The following is a 17495-nucleotide window of genomic DNA, read 5'->3' on the forward strand; positions in this document are numbered from 1 at the left end:
GCTATCGGGTCGGAGGGCGTGCGCCGGTCAGTCGGCGACCGGCACGAAGGCGCCGCCCTTGACCTCGACCTTCACCAGTTCCTTCTCGGCTTCGCGGTCGGCGCTGAAGCTGGTCTTGCCGGTCACGCCGGGAAAGTCCTTGGTCTCGGCCAGGGCGTCGCGCACCTTCTCGCGGGTCGGGTTCGGGTAGGCCTTCTCGACCGCGGCCAGCATGATGCGCACCGCGTCATAGGCCTGCGCCGGGAACTGGCCCGGAACCGCGCCGTTGGAGGCGGCCTTCCACTCCGTCACGAAATGCTGGATGTGCGGGGCCGGGTCGGTCGGCAGGAAGTTCGAGGTCAGGTGCACGCCCTCCGCGGCTTCGCCGGCCAGCTCGATCAGTTTCGGGCTGTAGGCGGCCGAGGTGGAGTAGACCGGGGTCTTGATGCCGAGCTGCTGCACCTGACGCAGGAACTGCGCGCCGTCCTCGTAGAAGAAGCCGGTGTAGATGGCGTCCGGCTTCGCGCGCTCCAGCTTGCTGATCAGCGAGCGGTAGTCCTTCAGGCCGCGGTTGAAGAACTCGGAAAAGACCACCGTGCCGCCGTTGGCCTTCACGCCGTCGGTGAAGCCGGAGACGACGGACTGGCCCCAGTCGGTCTGCTCGGCGATGACGGCGATGTTCTTGTAGCCCTTGGACAGCATCCACTTGGCGTTGTAGGGGCCTTCCTGCGCCTGGGTGGCGATGTTGCGGAACTGGTACTTGGAGATCTTCGTGTAGTCGGGATGCGAGGCCGTCTGCGAGAGCTGCGGCATCCCGGCGTCCTTGTAGACCTGCGCCGAGGCCATCGACACGCCCGAGGTGAAGTCGCCCAGGACGCCGACGATCGCTTTGTCGTCCACGAACTTGCGGGCGATGTTGGTGCCCTCCTTGGCGTCGGAGCGGCTGTCCTCGAAGACGATCTCCGCCTTGAAGGGCTTGCCGGACGCGTTGAACTCGGTCAGCGCGATCTCGGCGGCCTTGCGGAAGTCCTGGCCATACTGGGCGGTCTCGCCGGTCAGCGGGAGCTGGTAGCCGATCTTCACGGTGTCGGCGGCCAGGGCGGTGCCGGCGAGAGCGCCGGTCATCAGGGCGGCGAGGGAGGCGGTCTTCAGGGCGGTCATCGCGGGTGAACCTTTCTTGCGAAGGCCGGCTTCGAGGCCGGTGTTGGGCAGCGTCGTACGGTTGAGAGGCATACTCGACGGATCAGGCGGCCTTGGGGCCGGGCAGGACCTTCAGGCGGCAACAGCCTTCGTCGCCGGGCTTCCAGGTCTCGCCGCGGAAGACGAAGCCCGCCGCCTCGAACAGGCCGCCGTCGATGGCGCCGGCCATGTTGCAGAGCAGCTCCAGATCCTCGTCGGACTTGCCCTGGGCCTGCCACGCCTCCTTCAGGGGACAGCGGTGGAAATGGATTTCCAGCGCGTCGCCGTCGCAGCGCTTGATCTCCGGCGCGAACATGGAATCGCGGTTCGGGATGCCGTCGAGGAAGGCGTGGCACAGGCCGGCGAGGTCGTCGGGGCCGTGCGCGGCGTACTTCACGCCCATCGCCTCGCCCAGGCGGCGGGTCGCCTCGCGCCCGATGTCCAGCGCCGTCTCGGTGCCGTAGCGCTCGCGCAGCACATCGAACATGTGGGCGTAGGACGCGGCCCGCATGGCGTAGGCGTTGCGCAGCTGCGTGGCGTGGTCCGGGGCGGCGCCAGCGGCGGGTGCAAAGGCCGGCGGCTTGGTGTCTTCAGTCATCGTCAGATTTCCCGGATGTCGTTCCAGCGGTATTGCAGGAGTTTGAACGGCCCGATGCGTTGCAGCAGGTCGTTGAAGGGCAGGGGGCGCGGCTCGGTCAGCGGCAGCGCCAGCTCCGCCGGATCGCGGCCCAGCGCGGCGTAGGCCAGCTCCCGCCCCAGCGAGACGGACAGGGCGACGCCGCGCCCGTTGCAGCCCGCCCAGGTGAAGGCGTTGGGGCCGAGCTGGTGGACCCGCGGGGTGTAGTCGGTGGTCATGGCGATCCGCCCGTTCCACACATAGTCGAAGCGCAGGCCGCGCAGGGTGGGGAACATGGAGGCCAGCCGGAGCCCGACGATGCGCCGCAGCCGGTCGGCCCCGTCGACGGGGACCAGCAGCGCGCCGCCGCTGACCAGCCGGTGGTCGGCGGTGTAGCGCATGAAGCGCAGGTCGCCGTGGGTGTCCGACATGGCCTGACGGCCCGGCAGGATGCTGCGCCGCTGCGCCTCGTCCAGCGGCTGGGTGGCCATCTGCCAGGACAGGACCGGCACAACCTCCGTGCGGATTTCGGGGAAGACCGCGGCGGCATAGCCGTTGGTGCCCAGCACCAGGGCATGGGTGGTCACCGTGCCGTCCGGCGTGCGGGCGACCCAGCGGTCTCCGCGCCGCTCCACCGACAGGACCGGAGAGTTGATGAAGACCGACGCGCCGGCCTCCACCGCCTTGCCGGCCAGCCCGCGGGCCAGGGCCAGCGGGTTGATGTGGCCGCCGCTGCGGTTCATCCAGCCGCCGTAATAGGCGTCGGTGCCCAGCAGCGCCGAAATGCCGGCGCGGTCGAGCAACTCCACCGGAGCGCCCCGGCTGCCCCACTGCTTCGCCCGCCGTTCGGCGATGGCGATGCGGCCCGGCGAATGGACCGGCTGCACCCAGCCGGTCTGCTCGGCCGCACAGTCGATGTTCAGGCGGCGAATCAGGGCGAACAGGGTCTCGGCGCTGTCGCGGATCAGCGCGACGAAGCGCTCGCCCCGCTCCTGCCCGAATTTGGCGATCAGGTCCTCGGGGTCCGGGCGCGTCAGCGTCGGGATGACCTGCCCGTTGTTGCGCCCGGACGCGCCGCGCCCGATCTCCGACGCCTCCAGGACGACGGCGCGCTTGCCCGATTCGGCGGCGTGCAGGGCCGCCGAAAGGCCGGTGAAGCCGCCGCCGATCACCAGCAGGTCGGCTTCCACCGAGTCCTTGAGCACCGGAAGGGCGGGCGGCGGCGGGGCCGTGGCCTCCCACAGGGAGTCGGGCCGCTGCCAGATGCCGCCGGTTCCAGGAACACCGGTCTTGTTCTCTATCGCCTTCACCGTGCCTTGTCCCACGTCTGTCGGGTGAAATCGGCCCGATCATGGGACAAATTGCATACTCGGGCAATTACCATGGACGGGGCGCGGTAATTTTCCTGTTTCATACACAAACCATAGGGAGATAGGAATGGTTTGTACAAGGCTGCCGGAATGACGGCGGTGGCCTTTGTAAACCCTCTCCCCTCCGGGGAGAGGGGGCCCAGAGGGCCGGTGAGGGGGTTGCGCTTGTGCCGGACATACCCAGACGCGCAACCCCCTCACCCTAACCCTCTCCCCAGAGGGGAGAGGGGATATCGCTTGCCATCACGCCGCGCGCGGCAGCACCGTTTCGGCCAGCCGCACCCAATAGCTGAGGCCGATGGGCAGGACCGCGTCGTTGAAGTCGTAATGCGGGCTGTGCAGGTTGCGCCCGCCGTCCGACGGGCCGGCGCCGACCCAGACGTAGCAGCCGGGCCGCTGCTGCAGCATGAAGGCAAAATCCTCCGCCCCCATGCTGGGCATCGGGTCCAGGTCCAGCCCCGATTCGCCGACGACTCCGGCGGCGGCGCGGCGGGCCAGCTCGGTTGCCCCGGCCTCGTTCACCGTGGAGGGGTAGCGGCGCTCGTAGCGCATCTCCGCCTCGACCCCGAAGCCGCTAGCGATGGCCTTGGCCAGCTCGCCCATGCGCCGCTCCACCATGTCCTGCACCTCCTTGCGGAAGGTGCGGGTGGTTCCACGCAGGACGGCGGTGGCCGGAAGGACATTCCACGTATCGCCCGCGTGGAACTGCGTGACGCTGACCACGGCGGAATCGACCGGATGCACGCTGCGGCTGGCGATGGTCTGCCAGGCGTTGACGATCTGGGTGCCGGCCAGGATCGTGTCGGTGCCCAGATGCGGCATGGCGGCGTGGGTGCCCTTGCCGGTCAGGGTCAGTTCGAAGATGTCGTAGGCGGCCATGATCGGGCCGGGGCGCAGCGCGATCTTGCCAACCTCCAGCCCCGGCCAGTTGTGCATGCCGTAGACTTGCTCGACGGGGAATTTCTCGAACAGCCCGTCCTCGACCATCACGCGCCCGCCGCCTTCGTTCTCCTCCGCGGGCTGGAAGACGAAGGCGATGGTGCCCTGGAAGTTCGGATGCGCCGACAGGTGGCGCGCCGCGCCCAGCAGCATCGCGGTATGCCCGTCATGCCCGCAGGCGTGCATGCGTCCCGGATTGCGGGAGGCGTGGGGCAGGTTGGTTTGCTCGTGGATGTGCAGGGCATCCATGTCGGCGCGGAAGGCGACCGCCGGTCCCTCGCCGTTGCGCAGCACGCCGACCACGCCGGTCTTGGCGAGGCCGCGGTGAACCTCCAGCCCGAAGGAGGCCAGCTTTTCCGCCACGAATTCGCTGGTCCGCTCCTCCTCGAAGGCCGTTTCCGGGTGGGCGTGCAGGTCGCGCCGCCACGCGGTCATGTCGGCCGTCAGCGCCTCCGTCCCGTCGATCGTCCTCACCATGTCCCTGGTTCCCTGTGTTTCATGAGTGTGTGCGAATGATCTTGCCCAAAAAAGCACCCGTCGTGCAAAGCGCACGGCGATGCGGTGCCGTCACATCACCCTTGCAGCGCGGACCGGTTCCGTGCAGGATGTGAGTGAACGTTCACTCATAACGAACGCCACGAACGGAAGCGCCATGTCCAAAGATGCCCGCAGCGACGCACGCAACAAGGTCCGGGACGCCGCCATCGCGCTGTTCGCCCAGAAGGGGGTGAAGGCGACCACCATCAAGGACATCGCCCGCGCCGCCGGGGTGTCGGAGGGGGCGCTGTACCGCCATTGGGCGAGCAAGGAGGAGCTTGCCGCCGCCCTGTTCGCCGACGAATACACCGCCCTGTCGCACAGCCTGCGCGAGGCGGCGGGGAGCGGTCCGGCGCCGCAGCGGCTGCGCCGGGTCATCGCCTGGGCCTTCGGGCTGGTCGAGGCGGCGCCGGACCGCGCGCGCTTCCTCCTGCTGTCGCAGCACGACGCGCTGCCGCTGGTGCCCGCCCTGATGAATGACGGGTTGGAGACGCCGGTGGACGCGGTCTGCGCCATCGTCGGCGACGGCATCGCGGAAGGGAGCATCGTCGACGCCGACCGCGAGGCGCTGGCCCACACGGTGATCGGCGCCATTGTCCTCAACATCCAGTCGCACGTTTACGGACGGCAGACGGCCCCGCTCGGCACGCTGGCCGACACGGTCGCCGACGCGCTGCTGCGCGGCCTGTCCACCGGAAAGGAGACCTGAGCCATGGGCGAACTCGGCCTTCTCGCGACGCGGCGCTTCCTGCCGCTGTTCGTGACGCAGTTCCTCGGCGCCTTCGGCGACAACGTGCTGCGCGGCGCCATCGCGGTGCTGGCCGTCTATGGCATGGCCGGAACGGCGGGCGACGGCGCGCTGATCTCGACGCTCGCCGCGGCGGCCTTCACCGTGCCCTTCCTGCTGTTCTCGGCGACCGCCGGGCAACTGGCCGACCGCTTCGACCGCACGCTGATCGCCCGCGCCGTGAAGGTGGCGGAGATCGGCCTGATGGCGATTGCCGCCTGGGGCATCATGCGCGCCGACCTCGGCGTGCTGATCGTCGCGCTGGTCGGCATGGGCGCCCATTCCACCGTCTTCGGGCCGGTCAAGTATGGCCTGCTCCCTGATTTGCTGAAGCCGGAAGAGCTGACCGCCGGCAACGGTCTGGTGGAGGCCGGGACCTTCGTGGCGATCCTGCTCGGCACCATCGCGGGAGGTTCGCTCGCTCTGGCCCACCCGCTGGCGCTTCCGGGACTGCTCGGGGCGACGGCGCTGGGCGGGCTGGCGGCGTCGCTGCTGATCCCGCGGGCCGGCAACGCCGACCGGACGGTGCGCGTCGGGCTGAACCCGGTGTCGGTCACCCTGCGCGTTCTGCGCGCCACCGCGCAGGACCGGGTGTCGATGCTGGCGATCTACGGCATCTCCGTTTTCTGGGGCGTCGGCGCGGTCGTCATGGCGCAGTTCCCGGCCATCGCGCGGGAAACGCTGGGTACCGACAGCGAGGGGGCGACCCTGCTGCTGGCGGTCTTCGCCGTGGGCGTGGCGGTCGGCTCCGTCTATGCCGGGCTGGGGCACCGGGTGCCGTCGCGCTCCGACGCGCGCCGTGCCGCCCTGGCCGGTCTCGTCGCGGCGGTGGCCGGGGCGGCGCTGCCCTTCCTGACGCCCGACGCGCCGTCGGCGGAGCCGCTGTCGGCGCTGGCGCTGCTGGCCCAGCCCTGGGCGATGCCGCTGCTGGCCGACCTGTTCCTGATCGCCGCGGCGGGCGGCGCCTTCGCCGTGCCGCTCTACGCGCTGATCCAGCACCGCGCGGCGGCCTCGGCCCGTGCCCGGGTGATCGCGGCGGCCAACGTGGTCAACGCGCTGTTCATGGTGGTGGGCTCGGGCATCGCGGCGGCCATGCTGGCGCTGGGCGTGACGCCGCTGACCGTCGCCGCCTGGGGCGGGGCAAGCATGCTGGCCGCCGTCGTGCTGGCGCTCGCCATTGACGCGGTGGGCCTGGGACGGGCGCTGGCCCGCGCCTTCTTCCGGCTGGCTTTCCGGGTCGAGCTGCGCGGCGCCGAGCATCTGGAGCGGCTGGAGGGGGCGACCGTCGTCACGCCGAACCACCAGTCCTTCCTGGACGGTGCTCTGCTCGCCGCCTTCCTGCCGGGGATGCGCTTCGCCGTGGACAGCTTCATCGCGCAGCAGGCCTGGGCCAAGCCCTTCCTGGCGCTGGCCGACCATGTGACCATCGACCCGACCAAGCCGATGGGCACGCGCCTGCTCGCCCGCACCTTGGCCGAGGGACACAAGATCTGCATCTTCCCGGAGGGGCGGATCACCGTCACCGGCTCGCTGATGAAGATCAACGGCGGTCCCGGCATGCTGGCCGACAAAGCGGGCTGCCCCATCGTTCCGGTCTGCATCGAGGGCGCGCAGCGCTCCATGCTGTCGCGGATGCACGGGCGGCTGCGGCTGGGCCTGTTCCCGCGGATCACCATCACGGTCATGCCGCCGGTCGCCACCCCGGACGTGACGGGTCTGGCCGGCAAGAAGCGGCGGGCGGCGCTGAAGTCCTGGCTGTCGCGCGTCATGACGGAAACCGTCTTCGCCGCCGGGCAGCGGCCCGACACGCTGGCGCTCGCCCTGCTGGAGGCCGGGCGGAAGACCGGCCGGGGCAAGGCGGCGGTGCAGGACGGCGACTTCACCACGCTGTCCTACCGCGCCCTGACCGCGCGCTCCCTGGTGCTCGGCCGCATCCTGACCCGCGGCACCGAGCCGGGTGAGGCGGTGGGCGTGCTGCTGCCGACCGCCTCGCCGACCGCGGCGGTGTTCTTCGGGCTGGCGGCCCATGGGCGGCCCGCAGCGATGCTGAACTTCACCGCCGGGGCGGAGGCCATCAAGGCCGCCTGCCGCGCCGCCGGGCTGCGCCGCATCGTCACCTCGGCCCGTTTCGTGGAGATGGGACGGCTCGGCCCGCTGGTCGAGGCGCTGGCCGCCGAGCACAGCATCGTCTATCTGGAGGACGTGAAGCGCGGGCTGGGCATCGGCGACAAGCTGCGGGCGCTGGCCGCCTCGGTGGCGCCGGAGCGCTTCCTGCCACAGCAAGGACAGCCGGACGACGTGGCGGCGATCCTCTTCACCTCGGGGTCGGAGGGGCCACCCAAGGGCGTGGCGCTGACTCACGACAACCTGCTCGCCAACATGGCGCAGGTGGCCTCCGTCGTCGACTTCACGCGGCAGGACGTGGTGTTCAACTGCCTGCCGGTCTTCCATTCCTTCGGGCTGCTCGGCGGGATGCTGCTGCCGATCCTGAACGGGGTGAAGACGGTGCTCTACCCCAACCCGCGCCACGTCCGGCTGATTCCGGAGCTGGTCTACCAGACCAACGCCACGGTGCTGTTCGGCACGGACTTCTTCCTGAACGCCTGGGCGCGGGCGGCGGATCCCTACGACTTCCGCTCGCTGCGGCTGGTCTTCGCCGGGGCCGAGCGGTTGCAGGAGGAGACGCGCCGCACCTACACGGAACGGCTGCGCGTGCATCTGCTGGAGGGCTACGGCACCACCGAGACCTCCCCGGTGATCGCGGTCAACACGCCGGCCCGCTTCCGCCCCGGCACGGTCGGACAGGCCCTGCCGGGCATCGAGACGGAGCTGCTTCCGGTCCCTGGCGTGCCGGTGGGTGGGCGGCTGCGGGTGCGCGGGCCGAACGTGATGAAGGGCTACATGCGCGCCGACAACCCCGGCGTGGTGGAGCCGCCGGAGGACGGCTGGCACGACACCGGCGACATCGTGGACATCGACGCCGACGGCTTCATCCGCATCGTCGGGCGGGTCAAGCGCTTCGCCAAGGTGGCCGGCGAGATGGTCCCGCTGGGGCTGGTCGAGGAACTGGCGCTCCAGGCCGCGCCCGACGCCGCCCACGCCGCGGTCGCCCTGCCGGACGCCCGGCGCGGCGAGCGGATCGTCCTGGTCACCTCGGGCACTGGTCCGACCCGCGATGCGCTGGCGGCGGCGGCCAAGGCCAAGGGCGCGCCGGAGATCGCCATTCCCCGCGACGTGCTGCGGGTGGAGACGATTCCCCTGCTCGGCACCGGCAAGACCGACTATCCGGCCGTCAGCCGGCTGGCCGCCGAGATTCTGGCGAGCGAGACGGCCTGACGACCGGCGGGGTCAGGGGTGGCAGGCGACGTGCAGCCCCTTGCCCACCGGGAAGATGGTGGAGCCGAAGCCGGGCAGGGCGTCCACCGCCGCGATGTAGCCGGCGATCTCCTGCGGATGGGACAGGGCGTTGTCGGCCAGCAGCAGGCAATCCGGCTCCAGCTTCGGCAGCAGAAGGCGAAGCTGCTCCGGGGCGCTCCAGCGGTCGGCGTCGAAGAACACGCAGTCGAAGGGGCCGTCCAGCCCGGCCACCGTCTCCGTCGCGTCGCCGACCAGCAGGTTGACGCGGCTGGCCAGCCCGGCGCGCTCCAGGTTGGTGGCGGCCTGCGCGCTCTTGCCCGGATCGCGCTCGATGCTGGTCAGCGGTTCCGAGGCGCCGATGGCCTGCAACGCCGCGGCGAGCCACAGGGTGCTGACGCCGTTGGAGGTGCCGATCTCCAGCACCCGGCGGCGGCGCCCGCTGCGCACCAGGATGTGAAGAAGCTCAGCCGTCTCGCGCTCAAGATTCAGCATTTTGCGGGCACGGTCGCCCTCGCGCGCGTCGTTGTCGCGCCCATAGTTCTCAAGATCGCGGAGCACGCGGTCGACGGCGTCATCCAGCAGCATGATGTTGGTCCCGGTGGCGGAGAGTGGGACAAGACCCTGCGCCGATTGTGGCCGTGCGGTCAAGAGAGCGCGGTCAATGGAAAGCCCCCTCCCGCCGGGAGGCAGGAGGGGGCTTCACGGTTGGAGCGGTCACGCCGCTTGGTTGAGCTGCTCGGCGCGTTGCGGGGCGATCTTCAAGCGGGTGGCGAGGTAGGTGAGATAGGCGCGTTCCGCCTCATGCTCGCGGTCCACCGCCATCAGCGAGGCCAGATAGACCTGCTCCGCCATGTCCGGATCGGTGACGGAGCGGACCAGCGAGTCGAGCGACTGCGGCTGGGACAGTTCCTGCTCCACGATTCGCCGCTCCTCCGGGCCGCCGCCGGCCTCGTCCAGGGCGGACATGATGCGCTGGCGCTCAGCCGCCGAAATCTCGCCGTCGGCGTTGGCGGCGGCGATCATGGCGCGGATCAGCAGCAGGGCGTGCTGGTCCTCCATGGCGAGTTCCGGGAAGGCACCCTCGCCCGATCCCGACGGGGCGGCGTCGGGCAGGGGAGCGGTGCGCTGCTGGAAGACCTGGGACAGCCGTTCGCCCAGCGATCCGCCGCCGGAAGCGCCGGCCCCGCCGAGGATGCCGCCGAGGATGCCCCCCGGCGTGTTGCCCGAACCGGACGGCGGCGCCCCCCACGGGCTGGTCCCCGGCTGCCCGGAGCGGGCGGGGGCTTGTCCGGAGGAGGGCTGCCCCGACGGAGGCATATTCTGCTGCCGCTCCTGATAGGCGCGGTAGGCGAGGTAGGCCAGCGCGCCCAGCCCGGCCATGGGGCCGACGCCCATGCCGCTGCGGGCGTGCATCGCCGATCCTGAGCCCATCCCTGACCGGTTCAGGATCGACCCCAGATCCTGCGGGCTCCTGCGGCTGTGCCCTCCCATGCCGGTCGCCAGAAGGGTGCCGAGGATGTTCTGAAGATTCGCCATGACGCGCCTCTCTCCTAATCGGTGTCTGTGTCGATGCAGCTTCGCGCCTCATCAACAGACGAAAGGGATTGGCGTCACGGCACAGCTATCGGTGCCAATGATGGGCCTGACCAGCCGATCCCTCTTCTATGACGGCTTCTATGCCGGAGGTGGAGTGGCTTTCGAACAGGCTGTGCAGGACACTGACTTCCGCTATCGTGGCGCGCATCAGAGCGCAGCAAGCGCCAACGCCCGCCGGTCGGCGGGTGGCATTTTGGAGGAGACGCCCATGACCTTCGACCGGCACGCGGAACCGCCTCCGCCGGATGTGTCGCCGACACCGTTCGTTCCGCCGCCGGCCCCGGCCTGCGGGTCGCTGTGGAACGACTATCTTCACCGGCTGCTGGGCACGGCACACGGCTGCGTCGCCGCGAACGACGACGAGTCCGATCCGGAGCCCGCCTGCTGCTGCGCCGCCGGATGATGCCGTGAAATCGTGCCCCTGAAATCGTGATTGGGAGCGGCCGGGCGCCCGTCAGCGGGCTCCCGCCGCCTCGATGATCACCGCCGCCACCGCGTCGGGCCGGGAGGCGTGCGGGATGTGGCTGGCCCCGACCTCCACCGTCCGCGCGCCGATGCGCTCGGCGGTCGCCCGCAGGAAGGCCGGGGGAAGCATCCGGTCCTCGCTGGCGACGATGTACCAGGACGGCTTGTGCTCCCACGCCGCGGCGGTCACCCGCGTGCGGAAGCAGCCGGCATGGACCGGCCCCTGCGTCGCGGCCAGCAGCGCCGCCTCCGCCGCCGGCACATCCTGGGCGAAGTTCGCCGCCAGACTTTCCGCCGACAAATGCAGATAGCCCGCACGGTCCATCGACACGCTGGACAGGCCGGGCGAGGGCGGGAAGGGCTTCAGCGTGTCGTTCGGCGACTGGCCGACTCCCGGCGCGAAGGCCGCCACATAGACCAGCGCCTTCACCTTGTCCTGATTCCCGATCTGGGTGATCACCGCCCCGCCCCAGGAATGGCCGACTAGCACCACCGGTCCCTTGGCGCGGTCGATGGCGCGCTGGACATGGGCAACGTCCTCGTCCAGCGAGGTCAGCGGATTCTGCACGGCGATCGCCTCCAGCCCCTGGGCCTGGAGCAGGGGGATCACGCGGCTCCAGGCGGAGCCGTCCGCGAAGGCGCCGTGGACGAGGATGACGGAAGTGGCGACCGGGTCCATGGACCGATTCCCGTGACAGTGACCGACCCTATCCTCTGAGCACGCCCGCGCCCGCCTGTCCAGCGCGGAGGCTGCCCTTTTCCTCCCTGCGGAAAAGCCGCCCGGACTCCGGGGTCAAAGGATGTCTTGCTGCGGAGCGGGATGAAAATTTCGCAAAATCGCCCTTGAAGCTAAGATTGTTCTGGGATACGGTATACCAACAGGGAGGCGGGGCGATTGTCCGCCCCGTCCGCCAAGCCAGTCCGTCCGTATCGCCAGCCCGAGCCCTTGAGGTGAGCCATGGTCAAGACCCTTTCCGCCGTCCGTCCCGGAAGCCGCCCGAACGCCGTCCGCGGTGTCGAGGATGCCGCTCCCGCCGGCGTCGTGGTCGCCCTGCGCCCCGATCACCGCAATTCCGATCATCGGCAGCGGGCGACGGTGCTGGCGGCGACCACCGGCGGGCGCGGCCCGCGCATGGACATGCTGACGATCACCCACAGCCGCGGCGCGGCGGAGGATCGCGGGGCGGAACTCATCCACATCGACGGTCCCTACGCGGACGTTTTGGCCTACATCGCCGACTCGCCGGAGTGCGTGGTCTGCTTCGACACGCTGCATGGCGGCATGGCCCGCGCGCAATTGTCCGTGCCCTGACCGGGCTCCGGGTCCTGCTGGAGAGCGAACCGATGAACGCTTCTATGATGAGTGATTGTGTGACGACGCCCTTCTCCGGGCAGGAACTGGCCTCCGCGATCATCGCGGCGGCGCTGTCGCTCCCATCGGCCAACGGTCGGCTGCATCTGCCCAACGGTGCCGTGCTGTGCGACCCGGCGGCGCTGGAGCGGGAATTCGCGCTGGCCGCGCAGGGGCTGTCCCACTGGCTGGCGCAGAACGAGCCGCGCATCGCCGAGGCCGCGCGGGCCAGCCGGTTGAAGATCGGGGCCGGGGTCATCCGGGCCGCCGTGGCGACCCTGGAGCACGCCGGGCGCCGTTGCGGCGCATTGAGCGACCGTGGAGAGCGGGCGCTGTCCATCGACTTCAGCGCGGTCTGCGACCGGGTTCAGGAGCGTCCGGGCCTGCTCGCCCAGACGGTGGCCGCCGTCGCCGCCGGCCACACCATCCACGCGGTCGCCGCCTGAAGACGGAGACCGTTGACGGGTCGGACGTTACAGAAGGGTGTGCTCGATCAGGATCTTGGTGCCGATGGCGAGCAGGCCGAGGCCGCCAATCAGCTCCGCCCGGCGGCCGAGTAGCGGGCCGGCGGCGCGGCCCAGCAGGACGCCGCCGAAACCCATCAGGAAGGTGACGACGCCGATCAGGCTGGCGGTCACCGCGATGTTGACGTCCGCCATGGCGAGGCCGACCCCCACCGCGCTGGCGTCGATGCTGGTCGCCACCGCCACCGTCAGCAGGGCCAGCCAGCCCGAGCGGGTGGCCGCCGCCTCGTCGTCCTCTTCCCCGGCGAGCGCGTTGCGGATCATCGATCCGCCGATCATCAGCAGCAGGCCGAAGGCGATCCAGTGGTCGATCGCCTGGACGAAGCCGGCGAAGGCCGAACCCACCGCCCAGCCGATGGAGGCCATCGAGAGCTGGCAGAGGCCAAAGGCGAAACCGACCCGCAACGCCTCGGACAGGCCGGGACGCTTCTGAACGGCGCCACGGCCCAACGCCGCGGCGAAGCTGTCCATGGAAAGGCTGACGGCGAGGACGAGGGAGGTCACACCGAGCATGGCAACGAACTCCGGCCAAACGGACACGACAGCACGGCTACCCCCGGTTGGCCTTCGGGAGCGTCCGCACCATCGGTCTTGCCGAACCGGCCGGACTCTGTCCGGCTGCCGCGTGCGCCACGGGACCGCCTGAGGCAGGATGGTCCCGAGTCTGTTGGCGCACGCCCCTCTCGCAGGAGGGTGGCTACTCCCCAATGACGGGGCGGACCCTAACGCCGGAGAGTGTAGGTGTCAATCTATATGAATAGCTGTTCATATATATTTGAATCGCTCTAAAAAGGATGCGCCGCGCCCCGCCGTGGGGCAGGCGTGGTGCGCCCCGGAACGATTTGTTAAGAGCCTCTGACGCTTTTATGCCGCTGCGGTTCGTTGGGGTACGAAACGCTCGGATTCAATGGGCATCATTGGGCGCGGGGGTTCGCCATGGGGTTGCTGACGGGGGTCGGCTCGCTGTCGCTTTCGGGCAAGACGGTGTCGCTGTGTGTCGGTGGATTGGTCGTGTTGACGAGCGCCACCTTTGCGGTCAACGAAACGTTGCTGAGCCGCTATGCGGAGCGCATGGCGGTCGAGCGGCAGGAAACCAACATGCGCGTCGCCTGGGACGTGCTGAACCAGTACGGGCGCGACATCAGCGTCCGCGACGGCGCGCTGTACGCCGGCGACCGCGCGCTGAACGGTTTCTTCGAACCGGTGGACCGGGTGAAAGCGCTGGTCGGCGGCACCGCCACCCTGTTCATGGGCGACACGCGGGTGACCACCAACGTCCAGAAGCCGGACGGCGGGCGCGCCGTCGGCACCCAACTGGCCAAGGGGCCGGTCTACGACGCCGTGCTGGTCCGGGGCGAGCCGTACCGTGGGCAGGCCGACATCCTGGGCGTTCCCTTCTACACCGCCTACGACCCGATCAAGGACCGCTCGGGCAAGGTGGTCGGCGTGCTCTATGTCGGTGTGCCGCGGGCGGAGTTCTTCGCGCCGATCCGCGACACCCAGACGATGATCGGTGGGCTGGGCGCCGCGGTGACGCTGCTGGTGGCCGGCGGCAGCCTGCTGTTGTCACGACGCATCTTCCGCCCGCTGTCCGCCATGCGCGGCGCCATGGAGCGGTTGGCGACGGGGACCCTGTCGGTCGAGGTTCCGGCGCTGGACCGCAAGGATGAGATCGGCGGCATGGCCCGGGCGCTGAGCGTCTTCAAGGAGAACGCGCAGCAGGTCGCCCGGCTCGATGCCGCCCAGGCGGAGGAGCGCGCCCGCGCCGAGCGGGACCGCCGCGACGCGCTGGAGGCGGTTGCCCGCAACTTCGAAGGCACGATGCTGAGCGTCGTCGAGACGCTGAGCGCCACCACGGCCCAGCTCGAATCCAACGCCCAGCGCCTGCATGGCATCGCCGAGAGCAGCAGCGGGCAGGCCGCCGCGGTCAGCGGTGCGGCGGGCGAGGCCAGCGACGACGTGCGGACCGTGGCCGGCGCCACCGAAGAGCTGACGGCGTCCATTGTCGAGGTGTCCCGCCAGATCGACGAGTCCTCCCGCATGGTCCGCAACGCGGTGGAGGAGGTGGAGCGCACCAACCACACGGTCGAGGGCCTTGCCGCCGCCGCCGGCAAGATCGGGGAGGTGGTGACGCTGATCCAGAGCATCGCCGCGCAGACCAACCTGCTGGCGCTGAACGCCACCATCGAGGCGGCGCGGGCGGGCGAGGCCGGCAAGGGCTTCGCCGTCGTCGCCAACGAGGTGAAGGGCCTCGCCAACCAGACCGCCAGGGCGACCGACGAGATCGCGCAGCAGGTCGCGGAGATCCAGGCGGTGACCGGCAGCGCGGTGACGGCCATCGGCGGCATCGGGCGCACGGTGGTCGCGGTGAACGATCTGGTCGGCCGCATCGCCGGGTCCGCCGATCGCCAGAACGCCACCACCGGTGAGATCGCCCGCAGCGTCCAGCGCGCCGCCGACCGCACGTCGGAGGTGACCCACAGCGTCCGCGACGTGTCGGCCTCCGCCCACGAGACCGGCACCATGGCGTCGGAAGTGCGCTCCGCCGCCGCCGATCTCGGCCGGCAGGCGCTGGCCCTGCGCGAGCAGGCCGGTGCGTTCCTGCGGCAGATCCGCTCGGCCTGAAGAAAGGGTTCCGCCCGTGTTCCGCAACCCGCGTTCGCTGCTGTTCGTGTTCTTCTTCGCGTCGCTGGCGGCCCTGCTGGTCTTCAGCGGCGACCCGCCGGACGGTGGGCGGACCGACGCGAACCGGGAGTTCCTGGCGGCCTGCGAGGCCAGCCCCTTCGCGACGCAGAACACCGGCTCCACCGAGGCGGCGGTGCGGGTGTGCTCCTGCATCCTGTCCTGGCACCGCAAGGAGGGCGAGGCCACCGGCCGGCCGCTTCCCGCCGCGCTCTATGGCGGGGAGGGGGGAGCCGGCGCCGCGGCGGTGGCGGTGGATGAGCGGGCGCGGGCCTCCTGCCTGTCCGGGCGCGTGACGCCCTGATCATCGCAGACCCGCTTTTTTGAGAATCGTCCGCAGGACGGGGCGGCCGGGGCTTTTCCTTCGGCCCTGCCGCACCCATCCTATGGCGCTATGAGCACGCACGACACCCGCAACCCCTGCACGAAGCTCTGCCGCTACGATGCGGCGGACCGCTGCATGGGCTGTTTCCGCACCCGCGCTGAGGTGAGGCACTGGAAACGCCTGCCGGACGAGACGAAGGCGGCGATCAACGCCCGCATCGCCGCGCGCGGCGGCACGGTCTCCAAGAAGGACGGCAAGCGGGCGAAGAAGCTCGACAAGAAAATCCGCAAGCTGGAAGCGAAGCTCGCCACCCTGCGCGCCCGCCGGTCGGAGCTGGAGGGGTCGGTCGTCAGAGCGGCGGAGTGAACACCGCCTCACCCGATCCCGGCGTGCCGTTCCACATACAGCAGCAGGGCGGGATAGTAGTGCTTCTGTGACGCCGTCAGTTCCTGGCAGTAACGGCGGGCCATGCCGTTGGAAAGCCAAGCATCAAGCTCGCCGCTCTCGCGTTTCTGGGCGATGACGCGGTCGATCTTGTCCATGATCTTGTGGATCACGTCCGTTCCTTTTCGGGTGTTGATTTGCCGTGGGAGGGGCGGGCGCCGCAAAGGCGGCGCCGTCGATTGCCTGTTCAATATGAACCTCGGAGCGGCGGTGAGCTGCGCATTATGGGCATGCCTGCATACCGCATTGCACAAAAGTCCGTCCGGGCCATCGAGCCCACGCGCGGGTCTGCCCTTCGCAGGCGTTCGTTGACCGGCTTCCCGGCGCCGTCCCATTCTGCACGTCGAAGGAAGAAAAACCGGGAGGACGTGCGGTGGGGATGGCGGTGGACCGCCGCGCCGCCGCAGCCATCATCATGACCGCCATCGCCATGACCGAACGCCGCGCGGAGCTGGACGGCGCCGCCTCCGCCACGCTGGTTCTGCTCTGCCTGCTCTGGGGCCTGCAGCAGGTCGCCATCAAGGTCGCCATGACCGGATTCTCGCCGGTGCTCCAGGGCGGGTTGCGCTCGCTGGGCGCGCTGGCGCTGCTGTGGGGCTGGGCGGCGCTGCGCGGCATGCGCCTGTTCGAGCGGGACGGCACGCTGGGGCTGGGTCTGCTGGCCGGGCTGCTGTTCGCCGGGGAGTTCCTGCTGGTCTATACCGGGCTGTCCTACACCACGGTGTCGCGCAGCATCCTGTTCCTCTACACAGCCCCCTTCCTGGTATCGGTCGGCGCGCATCTGCTGCTGCCGGGGGAGCGGATGCGCGGCGTCCAGGCGGCCGGGCTGGTCTGCGCCTTCGTCGGGGTGGCGGTCGCCTTCGCCGACGGGCTGCGCCTGCCGACGAACCGCGAGATGATCGGCGACCTGATGGTGCTGGCCGCGGCGGTGCTGTGGGCGGCCACCACCCTGGTCATCAAGGGCAGCAAGCTGGTCCGCGCCAGTTCGACCAAGGTGCTGTTCTACCAGCTCGCCGTGTCCGGGGCGGTGATGCCGCTGGCCTCGCTTCTCATGGGCGAGGCGGGGGTGACGGCGCCCGGCCCGCTGGCGCTCGCCTGCCTCGCCTTCCAGATCGTGGTGGTTGCCTTCGCCTCCTACCTCGCCTGGTTCTGGCTGGTGGCCCGCTACCCGGCGGCCCGCCTGTCGGCCTTCACCTTCCTGACGCCGCTGTTCGGCGTGCTGTCCGGCGCCCTGCTGCTGGGCGAGCGGGTCAGCGCGAGCCTCGCCGCGGCGATGCTGCTGGTCTGCGCCGGCATCTGGCTGGTGAACCGCCGCGCGCCCGCCGCGGGCGCCTAGAAAGACGG

At 70.2% G+C, this 17495-nt stretch carries 18 protein-coding genes and 1 riboswitch; of the genes, 9 read left to right on the forward strand and 9 right to left on the reverse strand.

Translation table 11 applies throughout. From position 1 onward, the window contains the following. Positions 1–27: 27 nt before the first annotated feature. From Sp245p_RS29150 to Sp245p_RS29165, 4 genes are all read right to left on the reverse strand, one after another. Complete coding sequence (locus Sp245p_RS29150) at positions 28–1140, reverse strand: ABC transporter substrate-binding protein (RefSeq protein ID WP_014242471.1); 1113 nt, start codon at positions 1138–1140, stop codon at positions 28–30. A gap of 82 nt (positions 1141–1222) precedes the next feature. After that, positions 1223–1756, reverse strand: coding sequence for an L-2-amino-thiazoline-4-carboxylic acid hydrolase (locus Sp245p_RS29155; protein ID WP_014242472.1), 534 nt, complete (start codon positions 1754–1756; stop codon positions 1223–1225). 2 nt (positions 1757–1758) lie between these two features. Beyond that, entirely contained in the window at positions 1759–3084 is a 1326-nt protein-coding gene (locus Sp245p_RS29160) for an NAD(P)/FAD-dependent oxidoreductase (protein WP_014242473.1), read from the reverse strand. 303 nt (positions 3085–3387) lie between these two features. After that, on the reverse strand, positions 3388–4560 hold the full coding sequence (locus Sp245p_RS29165) for a M20 aminoacylase family protein (protein WP_014242474.1): 1173 nt from the start codon (positions 4558–4560) through the stop codon (positions 3388–3390). A 175-nt stretch (positions 4561–4735) separates the two neighbouring features. On the opposite strand from Sp245p_RS29165, the gene Sp245p_RS29170 reads away from it, so the two are divergent. Further along, the gene (locus Sp245p_RS29170) at positions 4736–5329 is read left to right on the forward strand and encodes a TetR/AcrR family transcriptional regulator (protein WP_014242475.1); all 594 of its coding nucleotides are present in this window, start codon (positions 4736–4738) and stop codon (positions 5327–5329) included. Between the two features lie 3 nt (positions 5330–5332). Beyond that, positions 5333–8743 carry an acyl-[ACP]--phospholipid O-acyltransferase gene (locus tag Sp245p_RS29175; protein WP_109139141.1) on the forward strand — a complete coding sequence of 1137 codons (3411 nt, stop codon included), beginning with the start codon at positions 5333–5335 and terminating at the stop codon, positions 8741–8743. A 12-nt stretch (positions 8744–8755) separates the two neighbouring features. On the opposite strand, the gene Sp245p_RS29180 is transcribed toward Sp245p_RS29175, so the two are convergent. Together Sp245p_RS29180 and Sp245p_RS29185 are read right to left on the reverse strand one after the other, a co-directional pair. Beyond that, positions 8756–9349, reverse strand: coding sequence for an O-methyltransferase (locus Sp245p_RS29180; RefSeq protein ID WP_014242477.1), 594 nt, complete (start codon positions 9347–9349; stop codon positions 8756–8758). A gap of 129 nt (positions 9350–9478) precedes the next feature. Further along, complete coding sequence (locus Sp245p_RS29185) at positions 9479–10300, reverse strand: tellurite resistance TerB family protein (RefSeq protein WP_014242478.1); 822 nt, start codon at positions 10298–10300, stop codon at positions 9479–9481. 268 nt (positions 10301–10568) lie between these two features. Between Sp245p_RS29185 and Sp245p_RS29190 the strand changes: the two genes are divergently transcribed. Further along, positions 10569–10763 carry a hypothetical protein gene (locus Sp245p_RS29190; protein ID WP_129557254.1) on the forward strand — a complete coding sequence of 65 codons (195 nt, stop codon included), beginning with the start codon at positions 10569–10571 and terminating at the stop codon, positions 10761–10763. 51 nt (positions 10764–10814) lie between these two features. Here the strand turns inward: Sp245p_RS29190 and Sp245p_RS29195 are convergent, their stop codons facing one another. Next, positions 10815–11504, reverse strand: a complete 690-nt coding sequence (locus Sp245p_RS29195) for an alpha/beta fold hydrolase (protein ID WP_014242481.1) — start codon at positions 11502–11504, stop codon at positions 10815–10817. Positions 11505–11783: 279 nt separating this feature from the next. Here Sp245p_RS29195 and Sp245p_RS29200 point away from each other — a divergent pair, with 279 nt between their 5' ends. Together Sp245p_RS29200 and Sp245p_RS29205 are read left to right on the forward strand one after the other, a co-directional pair. Beyond that, positions 11784–12137 (forward strand): hypothetical protein, encoded by a 354-nt coding sequence (locus Sp245p_RS29200; RefSeq protein ID WP_014242482.1) that lies wholly within the window; start codon positions 11784–11786, stop codon positions 12135–12137. A gap of 44 nt (positions 12138–12181) precedes the next feature. Next, positions 12182–12622, forward strand: a complete 441-nt coding sequence (locus Sp245p_RS29205; protein WP_129557255.1) for a hypothetical protein — start codon at positions 12182–12184, stop codon at positions 12620–12622. A 27-nt stretch (positions 12623–12649) separates the two neighbouring features. Here the strand turns inward: Sp245p_RS29205 and Sp245p_RS29210 are convergent, their stop codons facing one another. Then, the gene (locus tag Sp245p_RS29210) at positions 12650–13213 is read right to left on the reverse strand and encodes a manganese efflux pump MntP (RefSeq protein WP_109139209.1); all 564 of its coding nucleotides are present in this window, start codon (positions 13211–13213) and stop codon (positions 12650–12652) included. A gap of 83 nt (positions 13214–13296) precedes the next feature. After that, a riboswitch (yybP-ykoY riboswitch) is annotated at positions 13297–13418 on the reverse strand. A 218-nt stretch (positions 13419–13636) separates the two neighbouring features. Between Sp245p_RS29210 and Sp245p_RS29215 the strand changes: the two genes are divergently transcribed. The 3 genes from Sp245p_RS29215 (at position 13637) to Sp245p_RS29225 (ending at position 16073) form a co-directional block, all read left to right on the forward strand. Continuing rightward, entirely contained in the window at positions 13637–15325 is a 1689-nt protein-coding gene (locus tag Sp245p_RS29215; RefSeq protein ID WP_246119819.1) for a methyl-accepting chemotaxis protein, read from the forward strand. A gap of 16 nt (positions 15326–15341) precedes the next feature. Beyond that, on the forward strand, positions 15342–15686 hold the full coding sequence (locus Sp245p_RS29220) for a hypothetical protein (RefSeq protein ID WP_014242486.1): 345 nt from the start codon (positions 15342–15344) through the stop codon (positions 15684–15686). 90 nt (positions 15687–15776) lie between these two features. Next, on the forward strand, positions 15777–16073 hold the full coding sequence (locus Sp245p_RS29225; protein WP_014242487.1) for a DUF1289 domain-containing protein: 297 nt from the start codon (positions 15777–15779) through the stop codon (positions 16071–16073). Positions 16074–16081: 8 nt separating this feature from the next. Here Sp245p_RS29225 and Sp245p_RS29230 read toward each other — a convergent pair whose 3' ends face one another. Beyond that, positions 16082–16264 (reverse strand): hypothetical protein, encoded by a 183-nt coding sequence (locus Sp245p_RS29230; RefSeq protein ID WP_014242488.1) that lies wholly within the window; start codon positions 16262–16264, stop codon positions 16082–16084. A 317-nt stretch (positions 16265–16581) separates the two neighbouring features. On the opposite strand from Sp245p_RS29230, the gene Sp245p_RS29235 reads away from it, so the two are divergent. Beyond that, the gene (locus tag Sp245p_RS29235; RefSeq protein WP_041813662.1) at positions 16582–17487 is read left to right on the forward strand and encodes a DMT family transporter; all 906 of its coding nucleotides are present in this window, start codon (positions 16582–16584) and stop codon (positions 17485–17487) included. The last annotated feature ends 8 nt before the right edge of the window (positions 17488–17495 follow it).

Origin of the sequence: Azospirillum baldaniorum (assembly GCF_003119195.2) — a bacterium.
GTDB lineage: Bacteria > Pseudomonadota > Alphaproteobacteria > Azospirillales > Azospirillaceae > Azospirillum > Azospirillum baldaniorum.

Bases quoted from the DNA above. Each gene is read 5' to 3' on its own strand.
- Sp245p_RS29150 (WP_014242471.1), bottom strand. From the start codon at position 1,140: ATGACCGCCCTGAAGACCGCCTCCCTCGCCGCCCTGATGACCGGCGCT.
- Sp245p_RS29155 (WP_014242472.1), bottom strand. From the start codon at position 1,756: ATGACTGAAGACACCAAGCCGCCGGCCTTTGCACCCGCCGCTGGCGCC.
- Sp245p_RS29165 (WP_014242474.1), bottom strand. From the start codon at position 4,560: ATGGTGAGGACGATCGACGGGACGGAGGCGCTGACGGCCGACATGACC.
- Sp245p_RS29170 (WP_014242475.1), top strand. From the start codon at position 4,736: ATGTCCAAAGATGCCCGCAGCGACGCACGCAACAAGGTCCGGGACGCC.
- Sp245p_RS29175 (WP_109139141.1), top strand. From the start codon at position 5,333: ATGGGCGAACTCGGCCTTCTCGCGACGCGGCGCTTCCTGCCGCTGTTC.
- Sp245p_RS29180 (WP_014242477.1), bottom strand. From the start codon at position 9,349: ATGCTGCTGGATGACGCCGTCGACCGCGTGCTCCGCGATCTTGAGAAC.
- Sp245p_RS29185 (WP_014242478.1), bottom strand. From the start codon at position 10,300: ATGGCGAATCTTCAGAACATCCTCGGCACCCTTCTGGCGACCGGCATG.
- Sp245p_RS29190 (WP_129557254.1), top strand. From the start codon at position 10,569: ATGACCTTCGACCGGCACGCGGAACCGCCTCCGCCGGATGTGTCGCCG.
- Sp245p_RS29195 (WP_014242481.1), bottom strand. From the start codon at position 11,504: ATGGACCCGGTCGCCACTTCCGTCATCCTCGTCCACGGCGCCTTCGCG.
- Sp245p_RS29200 (WP_014242482.1), top strand. From the start codon at position 11,784: ATGGTCAAGACCCTTTCCGCCGTCCGTCCCGGAAGCCGCCCGAACGCC.
- Sp245p_RS29205 (WP_129557255.1), top strand. From the start codon at position 12,182: ATGATGAGTGATTGTGTGACGACGCCCTTCTCCGGGCAGGAACTGGCC.
- Sp245p_RS29210 (WP_109139209.1), bottom strand. From the start codon at position 13,213: ATGCTCGGTGTGACCTCCCTCGTCCTCGCCGTCAGCCTTTCCATGGAC.
- Sp245p_RS29215 (WP_246119819.1), top strand. From the start codon at position 13,637: ATGGGGTTGCTGACGGGGGTCGGCTCGCTGTCGCTTTCGGGCAAGACG.
- Sp245p_RS29225 (WP_014242487.1), top strand. From the start codon at position 15,777: ATGAGCACGCACGACACCCGCAACCCCTGCACGAAGCTCTGCCGCTAC.
- Sp245p_RS29235 (WP_041813662.1), top strand. From the start codon at position 16,582: ATGACCGAACGCCGCGCGGAGCTGGACGGCGCCGCCTCCGCCACGCTG.